The organism is Phytopseudomonas argentinensis, assembly GCF_900113905.1.
In the GTDB taxonomy this organism is placed as follows: domain Bacteria; phylum Pseudomonadota; class Gammaproteobacteria; order Pseudomonadales; family Pseudomonadaceae; genus Aquipseudomonas; species Aquipseudomonas argentinensis.
Map to the genome: position 1 here is coordinate 59,793 of NZ_FORC01000006.1, position 18,154 is coordinate 77,946.

The 18,154-nt window shown below is 66.6% G+C and carries 16 protein-coding genes; 11 read left to right on the top strand and 5 right to left on the bottom strand.

The genetic code is table 11. The annotated features are described in order from the left end of the window. Window positions 1-219: 219 nt before the first annotated feature. The 8 genes from BM154_RS21770 (at window position 220) to BM154_RS21805 (ending at window position 6,920) form a co-directional block, all read left to right on the top strand. Complete coding sequence (locus tag BM154_RS21770) at window positions 220-522, top strand: DUF3144 domain-containing protein (protein ID WP_074889430.1); 303 nt, start codon at window positions 220-222, stop codon at window positions 520-522. A 97-nt stretch (window positions 523-619) separates the two neighbouring features. Then, window positions 620-1,306 carry a helix-turn-helix transcriptional regulator gene (locus BM154_RS21775; RefSeq protein WP_074889432.1) on the top strand — a complete coding sequence of 229 codons (687 nt, stop codon included), beginning with the start codon at window positions 620-622 and terminating at the stop codon, window positions 1,304-1,306. Between the two features lie 103 nt (window positions 1,307-1,409). Next, a complete protein-coding gene (locus BM154_RS21780; RefSeq protein WP_074889435.1) occupies window positions 1,410-1,781 on the top strand; it encodes a VOC family protein in 372 nt (123 codons plus the stop codon). A 400-nt stretch (window positions 1,782-2,181) separates the two neighbouring features. Continuing rightward, a complete protein-coding gene (locus BM154_RS21785; RefSeq protein ID WP_074889438.1) occupies window positions 2,182-2,850 on the top strand; it encodes a GntR family transcriptional regulator in 669 nt (222 codons plus the stop codon). 78 nt (window positions 2,851-2,928) lie between these two features. Beyond that, entirely contained in the window at window positions 2,929-3,735 is an 807-nt protein-coding gene (locus tag BM154_RS21790) for an ABC transporter substrate-binding protein (protein WP_074889444.1), read from the top strand. Between the two features lie 11 nt (window positions 3,736-3,746). Then, window positions 3,747-4,517, top strand: a complete 771-nt coding sequence (locus BM154_RS21795; protein WP_074889448.1) for an amino acid ABC transporter permease — start codon at window positions 3,747-3,749, stop codon at window positions 4,515-4,517. 1 nt (window position 4,518) lies between these two features. Then, on the top strand, window positions 4,519-5,316 hold the full coding sequence (locus tag BM154_RS21800; protein WP_074889450.1) for an amino acid ABC transporter ATP-binding protein: 798 nt from the start codon (window positions 4,519-4,521) through the stop codon (window positions 5,314-5,316). Then, window positions 5,310-6,920: a gamma-glutamyltransferase family protein gene (locus BM154_RS21805; protein WP_074889453.1), complete on the top strand. Its 1,611-nt coding sequence runs from the start codon at window positions 5,310-5,312 to the stop codon at window positions 6,918-6,920. The genes BM154_RS21800 and BM154_RS21805 overlap by 7 nt, the downstream gene beginning before the upstream one ends. Window positions 6,921-7,245: 325 nt before the next feature. Here the strand turns inward: BM154_RS21805 and BM154_RS21810 are convergent, their stop codons facing one another. The 4 genes from BM154_RS21810 to BM154_RS21825 are packed head-to-tail and all read right to left on the bottom strand — an operon-like array spanning window position 7,246 to window position 14,416. Continuing rightward, complete coding sequence (locus BM154_RS21810; protein WP_074889455.1) at window positions 7,246-8,754, bottom strand: MFS transporter; 1,509 nt, start codon at window positions 8,752-8,754, stop codon at window positions 7,246-7,248. Window positions 8,755-8,756: 2 nt separating this feature from the next. Then, a complete protein-coding gene (locus tag BM154_RS21815; protein WP_074889458.1) occupies window positions 8,757-10,211 on the bottom strand; it encodes an efflux transporter outer membrane subunit in 1,455 nt (484 codons plus the stop codon). A 2-nt stretch (window positions 10,212-10,213) separates the two neighbouring features. Next, window positions 10,214-13,354 (bottom strand): efflux RND transporter permease subunit, encoded by a 3,141-nt coding sequence (locus BM154_RS21820; RefSeq protein WP_074889460.1) that lies wholly within the window; start codon window positions 13,352-13,354, stop codon window positions 10,214-10,216. Between the two features lie 15 nt (window positions 13,355-13,369). Continuing rightward, on the bottom strand, window positions 13,370-14,416 hold the full coding sequence (locus BM154_RS21825) for an efflux RND transporter periplasmic adaptor subunit (protein ID WP_244157250.1): 1,047 nt from the start codon (window positions 14,414-14,416) through the stop codon (window positions 13,370-13,372). A gap of 250 nt (window positions 14,417-14,666) precedes the next feature. Between BM154_RS21825 and BM154_RS21830 the strand changes: the two genes are divergently transcribed. Together BM154_RS21830 and BM154_RS21835 are read left to right on the top strand one after the other, a co-directional pair. Continuing rightward, window positions 14,667-15,392: a response regulator gene (locus tag BM154_RS21830; protein ID WP_074889465.1), complete on the top strand. Its 726-nt coding sequence runs from the start codon at window positions 14,667-14,669 to the stop codon at window positions 15,390-15,392. Then, the gene (locus BM154_RS21835; protein ID WP_074889468.1) at window positions 15,389-16,450 is read left to right on the top strand and encodes an ATP-binding protein; all 1,062 of its coding nucleotides are present in this window, start codon (window positions 15,389-15,391) and stop codon (window positions 16,448-16,450) included. The genes BM154_RS21830 and BM154_RS21835 overlap by 4 nt, the downstream gene beginning before the upstream one ends. Here the strand turns inward: BM154_RS21835 and BM154_RS21840 are convergent, their stop codons facing one another. Continuing rightward, complete coding sequence (locus tag BM154_RS21840) at window positions 16,451-17,650, bottom strand: HD-GYP domain-containing protein (RefSeq protein ID WP_074889471.1); 1,200 nt, start codon at window positions 17,648-17,650, stop codon at window positions 16,451-16,453. Window positions 17,651-17,793: 143 nt separating this feature from the next. Here BM154_RS21840 and BM154_RS21845 point away from each other — a divergent pair, with 143 nt between their 5' ends. Continuing rightward, complete coding sequence (locus BM154_RS21845; protein WP_074889474.1) at window positions 17,794-18,018, top strand: hypothetical protein; 225 nt, start codon at window positions 17,794-17,796, stop codon at window positions 18,016-18,018. Window positions 18,019-18,154: the final 136 nt, after the last annotated feature.

An 18,154-nucleotide genomic window follows, 5' to 3' on the forward strand; every position in this document is an offset into this window, starting at 1 on the left:
CCGATACCCGAGCCAGGCCCCGGGATAGCGCCCTGCTCGCGCGACGGCGATAACTGCTCTGCCATCGGGCGCCAATTAAACGCGCTGATTGCCATCGACCGGAACACAGCACAGTCAACTCATGGCAGTCGGAGCAGCCGCTCACTTACGTGACGGGAGCGACACGAGAATGCTCAAATGGCGCCCCTTCCCTGAATGGCCGCCAGCAGGACATACCCCATGCCACAAGCCACCGACAACGCGTTCTTCGACCGCGCCGACGCGCACATCGAACTCGCCAACCGCCAACTCGGCGACAGCGACAACCCTGGTACGGTCGCGGCCTCGATGACCTTCGCCGCTACCCGTTTCAGCACCTGGGTCAGCGCCCGCGGCTTCAAGTCAGGCGAAGAAATGGCCGCGGCTCGCGATGCCATGCTCACCTACTTCTGCGACCAGTACCGGCTAATGCTCGAAGACAACCTGGACGATCACATCGCCCGGTTCGACCAGTACATGAGCGGCCAGCACCCCGTCGAGTGAGCACCGCCGGCGCTGTTGTTAACGACTCGCGCCAGGCAGCGATCTGCCCACCCTTGGCGAGGCCCCCGGCCACTCCGTCCCGACAGGAATTTGCCCAATGTCCCGTTCGCAACGCCTGCTGAGCCTGCTGGAGATTCTTCGGCGGCATCGTTTTCCGGTGGCTGGCTCCAGCCTGGCCGAAGAACTGGGCATCACCTTGCGCACCCTTTACCGCGACATCGGTACCCTCAGGGAACAGGGCGCGAACATCGAAGGTGCTGCCGGGCTGGGCTTTATCCTGCATCCAGGCTTCACCTTGCCGCCGTTGATGTTCACCCAGGAAGAACTGGAAGCTCTGGTATTGGGTTCACGCTGGGTGGCGCGCCGCGCCGATGATCGCCTCGGGCTGGCGGCCCGTCATGCCCTGCACAAGATCTCGGCAGTACTGCCCAGCACTTTGCGCGACGAGCTGGAGGCCTCTGCCCTGCTGGTTGGACCTGGCGCGCCACTGCCGTCCGGGGCCGCGGAGCCGCCTATTCGCGCGGCGATCAAGACCGAACGCAAAGCCCAGGTTCGCTACTGCGACCAGCACGGCAACGAGTCATCGCGCACGGTCTGGCCTTTCGCATTGGGCTATTTCGATGACTGTCGAGTACTGGCCGTATGGTGCGAGTTGCGCAATGGCTTCCGGCACCTGCGCGTGGATCGCATCCTGAGCTTCGACACGCTGGCGCAACGTTATCCGCATCGTCGCCAGGTTCTGCTGCGCGACTGGCGTGAACAGGAAGGCATCGCGGCACAGTGACCTTCCACTGCTGACAGAAATGGGTAGTAGCAGCTCTTAGGCTGCGTGGGCACTGGCAGACAAGACGCTGCCAGGGCATCCACTTATTGCCCAGGAAGTCATCATGACCACCCCTAATTTCTTCATGCTCTATGTCGACAGCCCAGAAGCCAGCGCGCGCTTCTATGCCGACCTGTTCGCCGTGGCGCCGGTCGAGGTTTCACCGACCTTCGCGCTGTTCATCCTGGAAGCCGGCTTCAAGTTCGGACTGTGGGCCAGGCACGGGGTCGAGCCAGCGCTGCGCGACCCGGGTTGTTCAGGCGAGGTGGTCTTCATGCTGGCCGACGCCAGTGCCGTCGATGCCACCTTCCAGAGCTGGAGCCGCAAAGGCCTGAGCATCCTCCAGCAGCCGGTGGCGATGGACTTCGGCTACACCTTCGTGGTGTTGGACCCGGATGGCCACCGCCTGCGGGTCTACGCCATGGCAGAGGGCTGAACGCTGCACCTTTCATCCCGCGTGCCGGGTGACGGCGGTAACACACCTGCCCGCCCCCGCTGAAAACACGCCAACCGGGCACCGGCCTGTTGCTGCAACAGCCGGTGCCATCGAGCCGAAGGCATGACCACCCACAAGGCTCGCTGCCGGGGGTTCCCCCATTCCCCACGCCGGCCGCAGGACTTCTCGCCACCACCAAAACGCCCAGTAACCGGGCGCCTGCCCCCTGCCGTGCTTCATTCGGTGACATTAGGGTTACCCGCACCAGCCCACCAGAATGCCGGGTTCGTCACCTAACCCCCTGTTAACTCACCCGAATCTGATCTCCGGCGCAGATTGGCCCGGCTATTGCTGTATTGGCTAAACGGATAATTGGATACATTTATTCAGGAAGCTCAGCATGCTCACCGCTCCGCTCTATGCCCAGCGTCAACCCGTGACCGCCGAAGAAGAGGCCTACAACTTCCTGCTCGCGGCGATCTGCGCCGGCCGTTACCGCAAGGGTGACCGCCTGGTGGCCGAGGACATCGCCGCGGAAATCGGCACCAGCCGCATGCCGGTGCGCGAAGCCTTCCGCCGCCTCGATGCCCAGGGCCTGGTCACCCTGCGCCCCAACCGTGGTGCGGTGGTCAGTGGCCTGGATATCGAGCAGATGCGCGAAGTCTTCGAAATGCGCAGCGCCCTCGAGGGCCTGGCGATCCGCGTGGCGGTGGCCAAGGTGACCGAGCGCCACCTGATCCTGCTCGAGCGCCTGCTCGACGACATGGACGAGTGCCGCAACGACACCGCCCAGTGGGTGGTGCGCCACCGCATCTTCCACGAGTACCTGTGCAGCATCAGCGAACGGCCGCGACTGATGAAACAGATCGTCGCGCTCTACTCGCTGATCGAGGCGCCGATGCGCCTGTGGCTCGAACACGGCGAGAAGCCGCTCAGCGGCCGCGAGGAACACGCGCAGATTCTCGATGCCCTGCGCACCCGTGACGCCGACCTGGCCGAGCGGGTGCTCCGCGAACATATCGAGGGCACCCTGCCGGCCCTGACGCTGTTCCTGCAAAGCGAACAATAACAAGCGGACGACCGCCGACGGTCGCCTCTCTTGCCACTTCACTGCTGCCCTCTCGATCACAGCAAACGGAGTACCACCATGCGCCTTTCATGCTCTCTCGCCGCCGTCGTATCCCTGGGTCTGGCCGCCTCCCTGGCCTCGGCCGCACCCACCGTGCCGGATCGCCTCAAGGACGTCAGCAAGCTGACCTATTGTTCGGGCATGGACTCGCCGCCGCTGGTGTCCTTCGACGCTGCGCAGAAACCCACCGGCCTGGCCATAGACCTGGGCATGGAGATCGCCAAGCGCCTGGGCGACAAGCAGGTATCCTGGCGCGTCACGCCGTTCTCCGGGCTGGTGCCGGCGCTGCTGGCCAGCCAGTGCGACCTGATCGTCGACCAGCTGTTCGACAAGCCGGAGCGCCGCGAGGTGATCGACATCGTCAACTACATGTACTCCAGCCAGTCGGTGGTGGTGCCCAAGGGCAACCCCAAGAACATCCAGGCGCTCGATGACCTGTCCGGCCACAAGATCGCCGTGCTCAACGGCTCGACCATCAAGACCCTGCTCGACGCCGAGAACGACAAGCTGGCGGAGGCCGGCAAGGCGCCGATGAAACTGGTGGTCTACAACACCGACACCGACGCCTTCCAGGCGCTGCGCATCAGCCAGGTCGACGCCTACGGCACCACCGTGGAAACCGCCGGCTACTACGCGGCCATGGCTCCCGATCTGTTCCAGGAAGGCGTGCCGGCGTTCGGGCGGATCCTCACCGGCATCGGCATCCGCAAGGATGACCAGCAGCTGTCCGCCGCCGTACAGCGGGTGATCGACGACATGCGCGGCGACGGCAGCTACGCCGCGTTGCTCGCCAAATGGCACGTCGCCAGTGACAAGCTGGACTGAGGGCCACCTAGATGAATTTCAATTGGGACATCTTCTGGCAGTACCTGCTGCAGCCCAGCGACGTGTACCTGCGCGCGCTGTGGCTGACCTGCGTGATCGCCGTGCTGTCCATGGCGCTGGGTTGCGTGCTGGGCCTGGTGGCGGCGCTGATGCGCCTGTCGGGCAACCCGTTCATCCAGGCACCGGTACGCTTCTACGTGTGGCTGATGCGCGGCACGCCACTGCTGGTGCAGATCGTCTTTCTGTACACGGCGCTGGCGGCGGGCGGCATCTTCCGTTTCGAAGACCTGGACCTGGGCTGGGTGGTGATACCGGGCAACCTGCAGGCGGCGATCATCGCCCTGGGCCTCAATGAAGGCGCCTACATGGCGGAGATCATGCGCGCCGGCATCGCCGCGGTGGACAAGGGCCAGTACGAGGCCGGCCGCTCCCTGGGCATGACCTTCGGCAAGCTGATGCGCCGTATCGTGCTGCCCCAGGCGTTGCGGATCATCGTGCCGCCGCTGGGCAACGAGTTCAACGTGATGCTCAAGAACACCACCCTGGTCAGCGTGATCGGTGTGCAGGAGCTGCTGCTCAGCACCCAGATGATCACCTCGGCAACCTTCCGGGTATTCGAGCTGTACCTGGTGGTGGCCATCTACTTCCTGCTGCTGACCACCCTGTGGGGCTTCTTCCAGAGCTGGCTGGAACGCCGCTTCGGGCAGTCCGACCGGCGCCCCGCCACGGCGTCCAGGCGCCTGTTCGGCAGCTACACGGCAAAACTGTTGAGGGGGCGTTGAGATGCACAGTACAGATCAGGATCTGGTGATCGAAGCCCTGGATATCCACAAGGCCTACGGCGATGTGCAGATCCTCAAGGGTGTGTCGCTGCAGGTCAAACGTGGCGAGGTGGTGGTGCTGATCGGCGCCTCGGGCTCGGGCAAGACCACCTTCATCCGCTGCATCAACCTGCTCGAGGAGATCCAGGGCGGGCGCATTCGCGTCAACGGCCAGCCCATGGGTTACCGCGAGCGCCCGGATGGCTCGCTGGTGCGCGACAGCGAGCGCAATATCGCCCGCCAGCGCCGGGACATCGGCATGGTGTTCCAGCGCTTCAACCTGTTCCCGCACATGACCGCCCTGCAGAACATCATCGAGGCGCCGATCCAGGTGCTCGGCGTCAGCAAGGCGCAGGCCCTGGAGCACGCTCGCCAGCTGCTCAAGCAGGTGGGCCTGGCCGACAAGGCCGACCACTACCCATCGATGCTTTCCGGTGGCCAGCAGCAGCGCGTGGCCATCGCCCGTGCCCTGGCGATGAAGCCCCAGGCGATGCTGTTCGACGAGCCGACCAGCGCCCTGGATCCGGAAACCGTCGGCGAAGTACTTCAGGTGATGAAACAATTGGCCGAACAGGGGATGACCATGGTGGTGGTCACCCACGAAATGGGCTTCGCCCGGGAAGTGGCCGACCGCGTGGTGGTGCTCGATCAGGGCGAGCTGATCGAACAAGGCCCGCCCGAACAGATTTTCAGCGCGCCCAGCCACCCGCGTACGCGGGCGTTCCTGAGCCGCGTCCTGCCGGAGGTATCCGCATGCTGAGCTTTTCCGCACACCGTTATCCCTATGCCTCGCAGCGCCAGAGCGTGTTCGCCCGGCGCGGCATGGTGGCCGCCTCACAACCGTTGGCCGCCGAAGCCGGCATCGACATCATGCGCCGCGGTGGCAACGCCATCGACGCGGCCATCGCTACCGCCGCCGCGCTGACCGTGGTCGAGCCTACCGGCTGCGGCATCGGCGGTGATGCCTTCGCCCTGGTCTGGGTCAAGGGCCAGCTGCATGGCCTGGACGCCAGCGGCCACGCACCCGCAGCCCTGAACATCGACGCCGTGAAGGCCGCCGGCCACACGCAGATGCCCACCTACGGCTGGACATCGGTAACCGTGCCGGGCTGCCCGTCGGCCTGGGCCGAACTGTCGCGACGCTTCGGGCGCCTGCCGTTCGCCGACCTTCTGAAACCGGCGATCAGCCTGGCCGCCGATGGCTTTCCGCTGTCGCCAGTGGTCGCCCACCAGTGGCAGGTGGCCCTGGATGAATTTTCCGCGCACCGCGAGCCGGCCATGCAGGCCTGGTTCGATACCTTCCTGATCGACGGCCGCGCGCCGCAAGCCGGCGAGCTGTTCCGCAACCCAGCCCAGGCACACACCCTGCAGGCGCTGGCCGACAGCACGTGCGAGAGTTTCTACCGCGGCGAGATCGCCGAGCGTATCGACCAGGCCTCGCGCGCCGCTGGTGGCTACCTGCGCAAAGAAGACCTGCACGCCTACAAACCGCGCTGGGTCGAGCCGATCAGCATCAACTACCGCGGTTATGACGTGTGGGAAATCCCGCCCAGCGGCCAGGGCCTGGTCGCCCTGATGACCCTGCAGATCCTCCAGGGCTTCGAGTTCGATCATCGTGACAGCCTGCAGACCTGGCACCGCCAGATCGAGGCGCTAAAGCTGGCCTACGCCGACGGCCTGCACCACATCACCGACGCCGAGCACATGCGCGTCGCGGTGGCCGACCTGCTCAGCCCCGGCTACACCGAGCGGCGCCGCAAGCTGATTGGCGAGCGCGCCCTCACGCCTGCAGCCGGCGACCCGCACGCCAGCGGCACCGTGTACCTGGCCACCGCCGATGGCGAAGGCAACATGGTGTCGTTCATCCAGAGCAACTACCACGGCTTCGGCTCCGGCGTGGTGGTGCCAGACAGCGGCATCGCCCTGCAGAACCGTGGCCAGGAATTCAGCCTCGAGGCCAACCACGCCAACACCCTGGTCGCCGGCAAGAAGACCTTCCATACCATCATCCCCGGTTTCCTCACGAAGGACGGCGAGGCAGTCGCGCCGTTCGGCGTGATGGGCGGCTACATGCAGCCCCAGGGCCACGTGCAGATGGTGATGAACCTGGTCGACTTCGGCCTCAACCCCCAGGCCGCCCTCGACGCACCGCGCTGGCAGTGGTTGGGCGACCGCAAGGTCGGCATCGAACAGGGCGCCTCGCGGGACCTGGCCGCGGCCCTGGCGCGCCTGGGCCACGAGGTCAGCGTGACCTGCGACTCCACCGACTACGGCCGCGGGCAGATCATCGTGCGTGACCCGCACAGCGGCGTGCTATGTGGCGGTACCGAGCCTCGCGCCGACTCGCATATCGCCGTGTGGTGACGCTGTTTGTTGACTACCCGGGCCGCCGTAATGACGGCCCGTTTTTTAGAATCTGTTCACGAACTGTCGGCTCGAACTTAGCGCTTTGACTGCAAAGTGGGACGGATTCAAGCGGCCGTTCGCAAACTCGTGGGAGGGGCTTTAGCCCCGAGCTCTTTGTTTGCCTTGATAAGAAACTCGAGGCTAAAGCCTCTCCCACAAAAGCACCGTGCCTGCCGACCGCTTTTGCCTTGCAGCCGCCTCTTCATGTTGCCCAAGAGGATCGTGAACGGCTTCTCGAGGCCTGAATGAAACGACTCGGGCGCAGGTACTTTTCGTACCGAGCCTAGTCGGCGCTTTGTCCGCGATACCCCTTGAACAACCTGAACACCACCAGCGCCAGCACGCCGATCACCACCGCCGAGGTGCTGAGCAGCACCGAGTGGGTGCTGGAAAAGGCCGCCTTGGCCGCCTCGATCAGAGTACTGGCCTGTTCGGCTGGCAGCTCGGCAGCAACCAGGTAACTGTCGCCGATCGAGCGCGCCGCACGCTCGGCCAGCGGTGTCGCCAACTCGCCGGGCAGGGCGATGGTGTGGCCGTACACGCTGGCCATGAACACCCCGAAGAAGGTGATTCCCAGGCCCGTGCCCAGCTCGTAGGCAGTGGCCTCCAGGGCGCCCGCCGCGCCGCCCTTGCTGGCCTCCACCGCGCCCATGATGGCGATCGACGAAGCCGTCAGGCCGATGCTCAGCGCCAGCCCCAGTACGGCAAGCACGGCCGGCACGCCCAGGCCAGGCTCATGCAGGTCGGCGAAGGCCACGAAACCCAGGGCGCCAGCGGAAACCAGCAGCGACAGGCTGGCCACCCAGCGCAGGCCGAAGCGATTGGACAGGTAGCCGGCCAGGGGCCCGCCGACCGCAGCTGCCGCCATGATCGGAATCATGAAGATGCCGGCCTGCAGCGGCGATTTGTCGAGCACGTACTGCAGCTCCATTGCCAGGGTCAGTTCCACACCGGCCAGGGCGCCGATGGCCACCACCGCCATGATCAACCCGGCGAGCAGCACCGGACGGCCGAACAGCGACAGGTCGAGCATCGGTTCGGCCGAGCGCAGCTGCTGGCGGGCGAACAGCGTCAGCAGCGCCAGGCCCACGAGCAGCACCAGCAGGGCGAGCGGTAGCGGCTGGGTGCCGCCGACGCCGGCCTTGATGGCGTAGACCACGGCGATGATGCCGGCGATCAGGATCAGCGCCTGGCCGATGGCCCACTTGCCCGGGGTGGTTTGCTCGACGCGCGGCAACAGCAGGAAGGCCACCGGAATCACCACCGCCATCACCGGCACGTTGATCAGAAACACCGAGCCCCACCAGAAATGCTCGAGCAGCGCGCCACCGATCAGCGGCCCCACCGCCGCCCCGGCCGCGCCAACGGTGCCCCACAGGCCGAGCGCCATGGCCCGCTCGCGCTCGTCCTCGAAGGTGCGGCGGATAATGCCCAGCACACAGGGCATGATCATCGATCCGCCCAGGGCCAGCAGCACCCGGGCGCCGATCAGCAAGGCCGGGGTCGGTGCGAATGCCGCGAGCAGCGAGGCCAGCCCGAACACTCCGAGGCCGCACAGCAGAATGCGCCGGTTGCCCACCCGGTCGGCCAGGGTGCCCATGGGCACCAGCAGGCCGGCCATCAGCAGCGGGTAGATGTCGATGATCCACAGGATCTCGGTGCTCGTGGCGCCAAGCGCCTGGGTCAGCGACGGCACCGCGATATGCAGGATGGTCATGTCGATGACGATGGGCATGAACGCCAGCATCACCGCGACGAGGATCAACCAACGGGTAGGTAAGGCACGCAACATGACTAGGGCTCTTGAAGATCGGGGTTGGCGGCGCGGCTGGTCGCCGCGGTGATGATGGTGCGCTCGCGCAGGCCACCGCCGAGGGCCTTGTACAGCGCCACGCTGTTGACGACCGCGTCGCGGCGCAGTTCCAGCAACGTTTGCTGGGCACCATAGAGCTGGCGCTGAGCATCCAGCAATTCCAGGCGCCCGTCGAGCCCGGCCCGGTAACGCAGCCCCGAGAGTGCCACGCGGCGCTGGGCACTGGTCACCACCCGGCCCTGCGCCTCGATCTGCCGGTCCAGGGTGGCCGCGCCGGCCAGGGCGTCGGCGACCTCACGAAAGGCGATCTGGATGGCGCGCTCGTATTGGGCCACCGCCTCGGATTTGCGCACCTTGGCCAGGCGCAGTTCGGCACGCAGTCGCCCGGCCTGGAACAACGGCTGCGAGATCTGCGGCGCAAAGCGCCACACCTGGCGACTGGGATCGAACAGCCCGCCCAGCGAGCTGCTGGCATACCCGAACGAGGCGGTCAGCGACAGCTGGGGGAAGAACGCCGCCCGCGCCGCGCCGATATCGGCATTGGCCGCGCTGAGGGTCTGTTCGGCCTGGCGAATGTCGGGGCGGCCGAGCAGCAGATCCGATGGCAGGCCGGCAGGCACAGGCGCCACCAGGGGCTGCCGTTCGAGCACTCGAGCGGCCGGCAGGTCTGCCGGCAATGCGTCACCGACCAGCAACTGCAGTGCGTTGCCCGCCTGAGCAAACGCCCGCTGACGCGCCTGCAGATCGGCCTCGGCGCTGGCCACCTGGCCCTCGGCCTGGGCGACATCCAGGCTGCTGTTCTGTTTGGCATCCTGCAGCAGGCGCGCCAGCTTCAGGGACTGCTGCCAGTCCTCCAGGGTGCGCTCGGCCAGCTGGCGCTGTTCGGCGGCCAGTTGGCGGGCGAAGTAGGCGTCGGCCACCGCGCCAATCAGGCTGATCTGCGCGGCATCGCGGCCCTGCTCGCTGGCCAGGTAACGGGCCAGGGCCGCGTCGGACAGCGAGCGCACGCGGCCGAACAGATCCAGTTCGAAGGCGCTGGTGCCGACGTTGACGGCGACCTGGTTGCTCACCTCGCGGCGCGATTTGCCGCTGTTGTCCTGGGCCAGGGCGCGCTCGCGGCTGTGGCTGGCATCCAGCGACACCGACGGCAGGCGCGTGGCCTGCTGGATATTGAACATCGAGCGCGCCGCCTCGACGTTCAACGCGGCCAGGCGCAGGTCGCGGTTGTGCGCCAGGGCCAGCTCGATCAGGCGTTGCAACGGCGGGTCGGCGAACATCGTGCGCCAGCCCATTTCAGTGGCGGGCACCGCGCTGCCAGGCACGGCAGCGGTCTCGGGAAAGCTGGCCGGCACCGGTGCCGGCGGGCGTTCCAGCTTGGGCGCCATGGAACAGGCCGACAGGAGCCCGACCAGGGCGATTACCATGAACGAACGCATGATCATTGCTCCTCACCGAGCTGCGGCGAACCGCCAGTACGCCGTGCGCGCCAAGCCTGGACGCGCTCCTGCAGCCCCATCACCAACACGAAGAACGACGGCACGAAGAACACCGCCAGCAGGGTCCCGCTGAGCATGCCGCCGAATACCCCAGTGCCGATGGCGTGCTGGGTTTCGGCGCTGGCGCCGGAGGCGAGCATCAAGGGCACCACACCCAGGGTGAAGGCCAGCGACGTCATCAGGATCGGCCGCAGGCGCAGGCGCGCGGCGGTCACCGCGGCGTCCACCAGCGAACGGCCCTCGGCGTGCAACTGACGGGCGAATTCGACGATCAGGATGGCGTTCTTCGCCGACAGGCCGATGATGGTGATCATCCCCACCTTGAAGAACACATCGTTGGGCAGCCCGCGCAGCATTACCGCGGCCACCGCGCCGAGCAGGCCGAGGGGCACCACCAGCATCACCGACAGCGGGATCGACCAGCTCTCGTAGAGCGCCGCCAGCACCAGGAACACCACCAGCGCCGAGAGCGCCATGAGCAATGGTGCCTGGGCAGCCGACTGGCGTTCCTGCAGCGACTGGCCGGTCCAGGCCACCGCATAGCCCTGGGGCAACCCGGCCACCAGGCGCTCCATCTCGGCCATCGCCGCGCCGCTGGACACACCCGGCGCCGCACCGCCGGAAATGCGCACCGCGGGGAAGCCCTGGAAGCGCATCATCTGCTGTGGCGACTGGCTCCAAAGCGGGGTCACCACTTCACCCAGCGGCACCATGCCGCCATTGGCATTACGCACCCGCAGGTTGAGCACGTCGTCGAGCTGCATGCGCGCCGGGGCGTCGGCCTGCAGGATCACCTGCTGCATACGCCCGGCATTGGGGAAGTCGTTGACGTACAGCGAGCCCATGGCCGCCGACAGCGTGCTGCTCACCGCCGTGAACGACAGGCCCATGGCCTCGGCCTTCTGCCGGTCGATGTTCAGGCGAATGCTCTCGCCCGGCGGCAGCCCGTCCGGGTACACATCGCTGACGATCTCGCTCTGCCCGGCCAGTTCCAGCAGCTTCGCCTGGGCCTCGAGCAGTGCGGCTTCGCCGTGGTTGCCGCGATCCTGCAGGAACAGGGTAAAGCCCGAGGACGTACCCAGCTCGTCGATGGCCGGCGGCATCAGGCTCATCACCGTGCCCTCGACGCCATCGGCCATGGCCGCCTGGGCCAGCGCCGCTTCCTCGGCGGCACTGGCGCCATTACGCTGATTCCAGTCCTTGAGCATGGTGAAGGCCATGGCGGCATTGGGGCCGGAGCCCGAAAAGCTGAAGCCCTGCACCACCATATTGGCGTCCAGCGCCGGGCGGCTGGCCACGTGGGCCTCGAAGCGCTTGACCACCTCCAGGGTGCGCTCGCTGGTGGCGCCGGTGGGCAACTGGATGGAGGTCATGAAGTAGCCCTGATCCTCCTCCGGCAGAAAGGACGACGGCAGTTGCTGCGCGGCGATGGCCAGTACGCCGCAGAGCAGCACGAACACCGCCATCATCCGCCCGCTGCGCCCGACCATGCGGGCCACGCGGCCGGTGTAGCGCTCGGTCAGGCGCTCGAAGGCGCGGTTGAAGGCGCCGAAGAAGCCGCGTTTTTCATGGTGCCCGGCACCTACCGGGCGCAGCAGCGTGGCGCACAGCGCCGGCGTCAGGGTCAGGGCCAGGAAGGCCGAGAACAGGATCGACACCGCCATCGACAGGGTGAACTGCTGGTAGATCACCCCCACCGAGCCGCTGCCGAAGGCCATGGGGATGAATACCGCGGTGAGCACCAGGGTGATGCCGATCACCGCGCCGGTGATTTCCTGCATCGCCCGTTCGGTGGCCGCCTTGGGTGACAGGCCCTGGGTGGCCATCAGTCGTTCGACGTTCTCGACCACCACGATGGCGTCGTCGACGATGATGCCGATGGCCAGCACCATGCCAAACATGGTCAGCGAGTTGATCGAAAAGCCCGCCAGCAGCATCACCGCGAAGGTACCGAGCAGCGCGATGGGCGCGACGATGGCCGGGATCAGCGTGTAGCGCATGTTCTGCAGGAACAGGAACATCACCAGAAACACCAGCACCATGGCCTCGAACAGGGTGTAGGCCACCTTCTCGATGGATACCTTGACGAAGGGCGCGGTGTCGAACGGCACCGAATAGCTCATGCCCGCGGGCATGCTCGGCGCCAGTTCGGCCAGCCGGTCGCGCACCCCCTGGGCGGTGCGCACCGCGTTGGCACCGGGTGACAACTGGATCGCCGCGCTGGTTGCCGACACACCGTTCTCGCGGTTGGAAAACCCATAGGACTGGGCGCCCAGCTCGACCCGCGCCACGTCGCCGATGGTCACCCGCGCGCCATCGGCGGTGGCACGCAGCACCACGGCGGCGAACTGCTCGGGGGTTTCCAGCTGGCCTTCGACGGTCAGCGGCACGGTCAGCCGCTGGCCCGGCAACGCCGGTTCGTCACCGACCCGGCCAGGGGCGATCTGCGCGTTCTGCGCCTCGATGGCCTGGGCCAGGTCGCCCATGGTCAGGCCAAAGGCGGTGAGCTTGTTGGGGTCGACCCAGATGCGCAGCGCCTGCTCGGCGCCAAACAACTGCACGCGGCCGACGCCGTCGATGCGGCGCAGCTCGGGCACCACGTTGCGCGCCAGGTAATCGTTGAGCGCCACCTCGTCGAACTGGCCGTCCGGCGACGTCATGCCGATCATCATCAGAAAACCCGAGGCGGCGGACTCCACCTGCAGACCGCTCTGGCGCACCACCTGGGGCAGGCGCGGTTCGACCGCCTTGATGCGGTTCTGCACGTCCACCTGGGCCAGCTCGGGATCGGTGCCCGGCTTGAAGGTGGCGGTGATCTGCGCGGTGCCCGAGGTGTCCACCGAGGACTCGAAGTACATCAGGTTCTTGACCCCGGACAGCTCGCGCTCGACCAGGCTGACCACCGAATCGTCGAGGGTCTTGGGCGTAGCGCCCGGATAGGTGGCGTACAGCGTCACCGAGGGCGGCGCCACCGAGGGGTAGCGGGCGATGGGCAACTGCGGGATGGCGATGACGCCAAACAGCACGATAAACAGGGCGATCACCCAGGCGAACACCGGACGATTGATGAAGAACTGCGGCATGGTTGCGTCTCCTGATCAGCGCGCGGCCGAGCTGGCCAGCTCGCCAGCCGTGCCGGATTGCCAAGGTCGCGCGTTGACCGCAACGCCCTCCTCAAGGCGTTCGAGGCCTTCGATCACCACCCGCTGGCCGGCACTGAGCCCGGACGCGATGCGGTAGCGACGCGCCACCAGCTCACCCAGCTCGACCGGCACCCGCCGCACCTGCTCGCCTTCGCCCAGCACCCACACGCTGGCTTGGCCGTCGCGGCGCAGCACCGCCTGCTGCGGCACGCTCAGGGCAGCGCCGTAATGCGCCCGTGGCACCCGCGCCAGCACGTACATGCCCGGCAGCAACTGGCGGTGGGGGTTGTCGACCTGGATACGCAGCAGCAGGTTGCCGGTGCCGGCATCCACGCTGATCCCCGAGAACAGGATCCTGCCGCTCAGCCCATAGGCCTTGCCGCTGCTGTCGAGTACCTCGACCTGCACGCCATCGGCGCCAGGGGCCAACTGACTGCCCAGGGCATGGCGCCAGCGCTCCAGGCGGGTGGCCGACTCGCGCACATCGACATACACCTGGTCGATCTGCTGCACGGTGGCCATGGGCGTCGTGTCGGTGCTCGCCACCAGGGCGCCTTCGGAGACCTGCGCCTGATCGACGCGGCCGGCAATCGGTGCGTTGACCGTTGCGAACTTCAGGTCCAGGCGCTTGCGCGCCAGCACCGCCTCGGCCTGGGCCACGTCGGCGGCGGCCTGCTCGCGCAGGGAAGCGGCATCGTCATAGACCTGCTGGCTGACCGCCTCGGCGCTCACCAGCGGCTGTAGGCGCTCGGCCTGGATACGTGCGCGCGAAAGCACCGCCTGGGCGCGCTTGAGAGCCGCATCGGCGGTCTGCACCTCGGCGGCGAAGGGCGCCGCATCGATCTGGAACAGCGCGGCGCCGGCCTTGACGTCGGCGCCCTGCTCGAACAACCGGCGCTGCACGATGCCGCTGACCTGCGGGCGAATCTCCGCGCTGCGCAAGGCGGCAACGCGCCCCGGCAGGTCTTCGCTGATTTCCAGGGCCTGCGCCGTCAGGGTCATTATCGAGACCTGCGCGGGCGCCGCTTGCGCCTCCTGCTCTGCCGAATCACAACCGCTCAATATCAGGGCGCACAGGCAAAGGCCGATGACGTACCACCCCTTATGACTTCCCATAACCTTGCCAACCTCACAGATGATTTGGTCCTGCGCACCAAGCGCAGCATCTGAAGGCGAGTGTCGGCGCAAACAATCGGGATTGATTCGAGCTTTTGTGGAGATAATGTGGAGGCCAGCCGAAAAGGTGAAATTCATGACGTTGCCGCCCACCGCAACACCCCGCCAGGATGCGCTGATCCTGATCGCCGAGGACGAGAGCGAGATCGCCGAGATCCTTGCCGCCTACCTGCAGCGTGGCGGCTTGCGCACGGTGCACGCCCGCGACGGCCAGGAGGCGCTGAACCAGCACCAGGCGCTCAAACCCGACCTGGTACTGCTCGACGTGCAGATGCCGCGCCTGGATGGCTGGCAGGTGCTGGCCGAGATTCGTCACCGTGGCGACACGCCGGTGATCATGCTCACCGCCCTGGATCAGGACATCGACAAGCTGATGGGCCTGCGCATCGGTGCCGACGACTACGTGGTCAAGCCCTTCAACCCGGCCGAGGTGGTGGCCCGGGTCACCGCAGTGCTCAGGCGTGCCAAGACCAGCGGCGCGGCCGGCAGCCGCCGACTACGGGTGGGCCGCTTCGAGGTCGACCTGGATCATCATGAGGCTACCGTCATCGGCGGCGACCAGCCGCAGGCACTGGACCTGACCCTGACCGAATTCAAGATCCTGGTTACCCTGATGCGTACTCCAAAACGCGTATTCAGCCGCGCCGAACTGCTGGTCGGCTGCCTGCCCGAAGGCGACACCCAGGAGCGCACCGTGGACAGCCATATCAGCAAGCTGCGCCGCAAGCTGGAAACCCTCGACATCCGGGGCACGCCGGTCAGCGTGCGCGGCGTCGGCTATCGCTTCGGCAGCGGCACATGAACGGTGCAGTGAGCCTGCGCCGGCAGATCCTGCTGTCGCTGAGCATCATGGCGGTGGGCGTGATCCTGCTGTCGATCGTCGGCAGCTACGCCTTCTACGCCGTGGCCTCGACCCTCGCCCCCGGCAGCATCTCGGAAACCTGGGTGCCTTCCGGCATCGAGATGCTGTGGATGGTCGGCACCATCTTCGTGGCGCTGTGCATCGCCGGCTATGTGGGCATCCGCCTGTCGCGGCGCATTCTCACCCCGCTCAACTCGGTGGCCCACAGCCTGCGGGAGATTGCCCAGGGCAACCTGCAGGCCCGCGCCGCGCCGGATGATCAGGCGCTGGGCGAAACCGGCCAGCTGGTACGCGACTTCAACACCATGGCCGAGCGCCTGCAGAGCGTGACCCGCGAACAGCAGTTCTGGAATGCCGCGGTGGCCCACGAGCTGCGCACCCCGGTGACCATCCTGCGCGGGCGCCTGCAAGGCCTGGCCGAAGGCGTATTTGCGCCCAGCGCGGAAACCTTCCAGGGGCTGCTGCGCCAGGTCGAGGGACTTGGCCGGCTGATCGAAGACCTGCGCGTGCTGAGCCTCAACGACAGCGACCACTTGCAACTGGACCTGGCCACCACCTGCCCCGCCGAGACCATCGCCGCCACGGTGCAGGCCTTCTCCGGCCGGCTGCAGGCTCGCGGCTTCGAGGTGCAGCTGCAGTTGGACGAACACACCGCGGTGGTCTGCGACACCTTTCGCCTGCGCCAGGCGCTGATCGCCCTGCTGGAAAATGCCCTGGCCCATGCCGACCCTGGCCAGCTGCGCATCGAAACCGGCGTGGCGGCTGGCGGCTACCGGCTGAGCGTGACCGACGACGGCCCCGGTATCGACGCCGAACTGGCTGCCCAGGTGTTCGAGGCGTTTCGCCGTGGCGAGCCGTCGCGCTCACGCCACAGCGGCGGTAGCGGCCTCGGCCTGGCGGTGGTCAAGGCCATCGCCCAAGCCCACGGCGGGCAGGCACACTGCGAACGGGCGGGAAAGGGTACGCGGTTCAGCGTGCAGCTGCCGTTATCGGCTTGACTAGCGCCAGAAGTCGTCGAGATTGCTGAAGCCCCACTCGCCCGGGTCCTCGCGCCCGACGATACGGTCATTGGCGCCTGGCCGCGACAGGTCCACTTCCTGCTGGGCGATGGCAGCCCTGCTCTTGGCCGAGAAGAACACCCGCACCACCGGTGTGGTCAGCTTGCCCGGCAGCAGGTCGACCACCACACCAAGGCGCCCCGACTCCAGGCGCACCAGCGAACCCAATGGGTAGATGCCGACCGTGCGCACCAGGGCGTGGAACACCCGGGTGTCGAAGTGGCCCGTCCACTGCGCCATGCGCGCCAAGGATTCGGCCGGGCTCCAGGCATGCTTGTAGGGGCGGTTGGAGGTGATGGCGTCATACACGTCGCAGACCGCGCCCATGCGCGCCAGCAGGCTGATGTTCTCGCCGGCGAGCCCGTACGGATAGCCGCTGCCATCGTACTTTTCATGATGATGCAGGCAGACGTCCAGCGCCGACTCGGGCAGCGAACCGGCCGCCCGCAACATGGCGTGGCCACGCTCGGGATGGCTGCGCATCACCGCGAATTCGGCGTCGCTGAGGCTGCCGGGCTTGTTCAGTACCTCGAGCGGCATGGCCATCTTGCCGACGTCGTGCAGCAACCCGGCCAGGCCGGCCTCACGGGCGTGCTCTTCGTCCAGGCCCAGTTGCCGCGCCAGAGAGAGCATCAGCGCGCATACCGCCACCGAATGCATGTAAGTGTATTCGTCCTTGTGCTTGAGACGCGCCAGGCCGAGCAGCGCCGAACTGTTGCGCGCCAGCGATTCGCTGATGTCGGCGACCAGCGGCATGCAGCCCTCGACATTGATGGCATTGCCCAGGCGGGCCTCCTGGAACAGCTCGGTGACGGCCTTCTTCGAGCGGTTGATCAGCCTGGCGGCGCGCTGCAGCTCATCGCGCACGCTGCAGCGCGCCACGGCAGCCACCACAGTCGGCTCGGCGACCGGCACGGCCGCCTCGGGAGCAGGCGCCGGGCCAGACTGGTTGGCCACGTCCAGTCCCTTGCTGGTATCGATCCATACCCCGCTCACACCGCTCTGCCGCACCCGGGCCAGGTCTTCGGCGTCTTCGATGACGAAGCGACTCTTCCAGAACGGGTGTGACAGCCAGTTGCCATCGAAACCCTGGATGAACATGCCAACGCGAACCGCCTGCGTGGATATCTTTTTCAGCATGGGCGCCTCGACACGACTCCGCGAACATGGATGCCTGCCCAATAATCTAGCCCATCCTGGCAATGTCCAGTGACCAAGGTGGCTGGCGTCGTCACAAATTCCGGGTTAGTTTGGCCGCCCCGTTATCCATGACGACTGTTGCCATGCTGCCACGCAAGCTGCACCGCCTGACCATCCTCGGCCTGGTGTTCTTCATTCTCGGCCTGATCGGCGTCCTGTATGCCCTGTACGCGATCTACAGTGGCCCGCGCCCAGCCGACCCGGACCTGACCCGCAGCCTAGTGATCGCCGCGGGCATGCAACTGACCGGCTACGTGCTGCTCAATCGCAACCGCTGGAAGATGATGGTGGGTAAAAGCCGCAAGTAAAGCACCGCGCCGGATTGCCGGCGCGGCTTGGTCTTAGAGCCTGTCCACGATCTTTATGAGCATGAAGCGGCAACTACAAGGCAAAAGCCGACATCCAGCGCTTTGGCTTTTTATGTTTCCTCTCGTGCAAAAGTAA

Coding starts and splice junctions, on each gene's coding strand:
- BM154_RS21785 (WP_074889438.1), top strand. CDS start 2,182: ATGCTCACCGCTCCGCTCTATGCCCAGCGTCAACCCGTGACCGCCGAA.
- BM154_RS21805 (WP_074889453.1), top strand. CDS start 5,310: ATGCTGAGCTTTTCCGCACACCGTTATCCCTATGCCTCGCAGCGCCAG.
- BM154_RS21795 (WP_074889448.1), top strand. CDS start 3,747: ATGAATTTCAATTGGGACATCTTCTGGCAGTACCTGCTGCAGCCCAGC.
- BM154_RS21775 (WP_074889432.1), top strand. CDS start 620: ATGTCCCGTTCGCAACGCCTGCTGAGCCTGCTGGAGATTCTTCGGCGG.
- BM154_RS21825 (WP_244157250.1), bottom strand. CDS start 14,416: ATGACCCTGACGGCGCAGGCCCTGGAAATCAGCGAAGACCTGCCGGGG.
- BM154_RS21845 (WP_074889474.1), top strand. CDS start 17,794: ATGCTGCCACGCAAGCTGCACCGCCTGACCATCCTCGGCCTGGTGTTC.
- BM154_RS21810 (WP_074889455.1), bottom strand. CDS start 8,754: ATGTTGCGTGCCTTACCTACCCGTTGGTTGATCCTCGTCGCGGTGATG.
- BM154_RS21800 (WP_074889450.1), top strand. CDS start 4,519: ATGCACAGTACAGATCAGGATCTGGTGATCGAAGCCCTGGATATCCAC.
- BM154_RS21770 (WP_074889430.1), top strand. CDS start 220: ATGCCACAAGCCACCGACAACGCGTTCTTCGACCGCGCCGACGCGCAC.
- BM154_RS21835 (WP_074889468.1), top strand. CDS start 15,389: ATGAACGGTGCAGTGAGCCTGCGCCGGCAGATCCTGCTGTCGCTGAGC.
- BM154_RS21815 (WP_074889458.1), bottom strand. CDS start 10,211: ATGCGTTCGTTCATGGTAATCGCCCTGGTCGGGCTCCTGTCGGCCTGT.
- BM154_RS21780 (WP_074889435.1), top strand. CDS start 1,410: ATGACCACCCCTAATTTCTTCATGCTCTATGTCGACAGCCCAGAAGCC.
- BM154_RS21830 (WP_074889465.1), top strand. CDS start 14,667: ATGACGTTGCCGCCCACCGCAACACCCCGCCAGGATGCGCTGATCCTG.
- BM154_RS21790 (WP_074889444.1), top strand. CDS start 2,929: ATGCGCCTTTCATGCTCTCTCGCCGCCGTCGTATCCCTGGGTCTGGCC.
- BM154_RS21840 (WP_074889471.1), bottom strand. CDS start 17,650: ATGCTGAAAAAGATATCCACGCAGGCGGTTCGCGTTGGCATGTTCATC.
- BM154_RS21820 (WP_074889460.1), bottom strand. CDS start 13,354: ATGCCGCAGTTCTTCATCAATCGTCCGGTGTTCGCCTGGGTGATCGCC.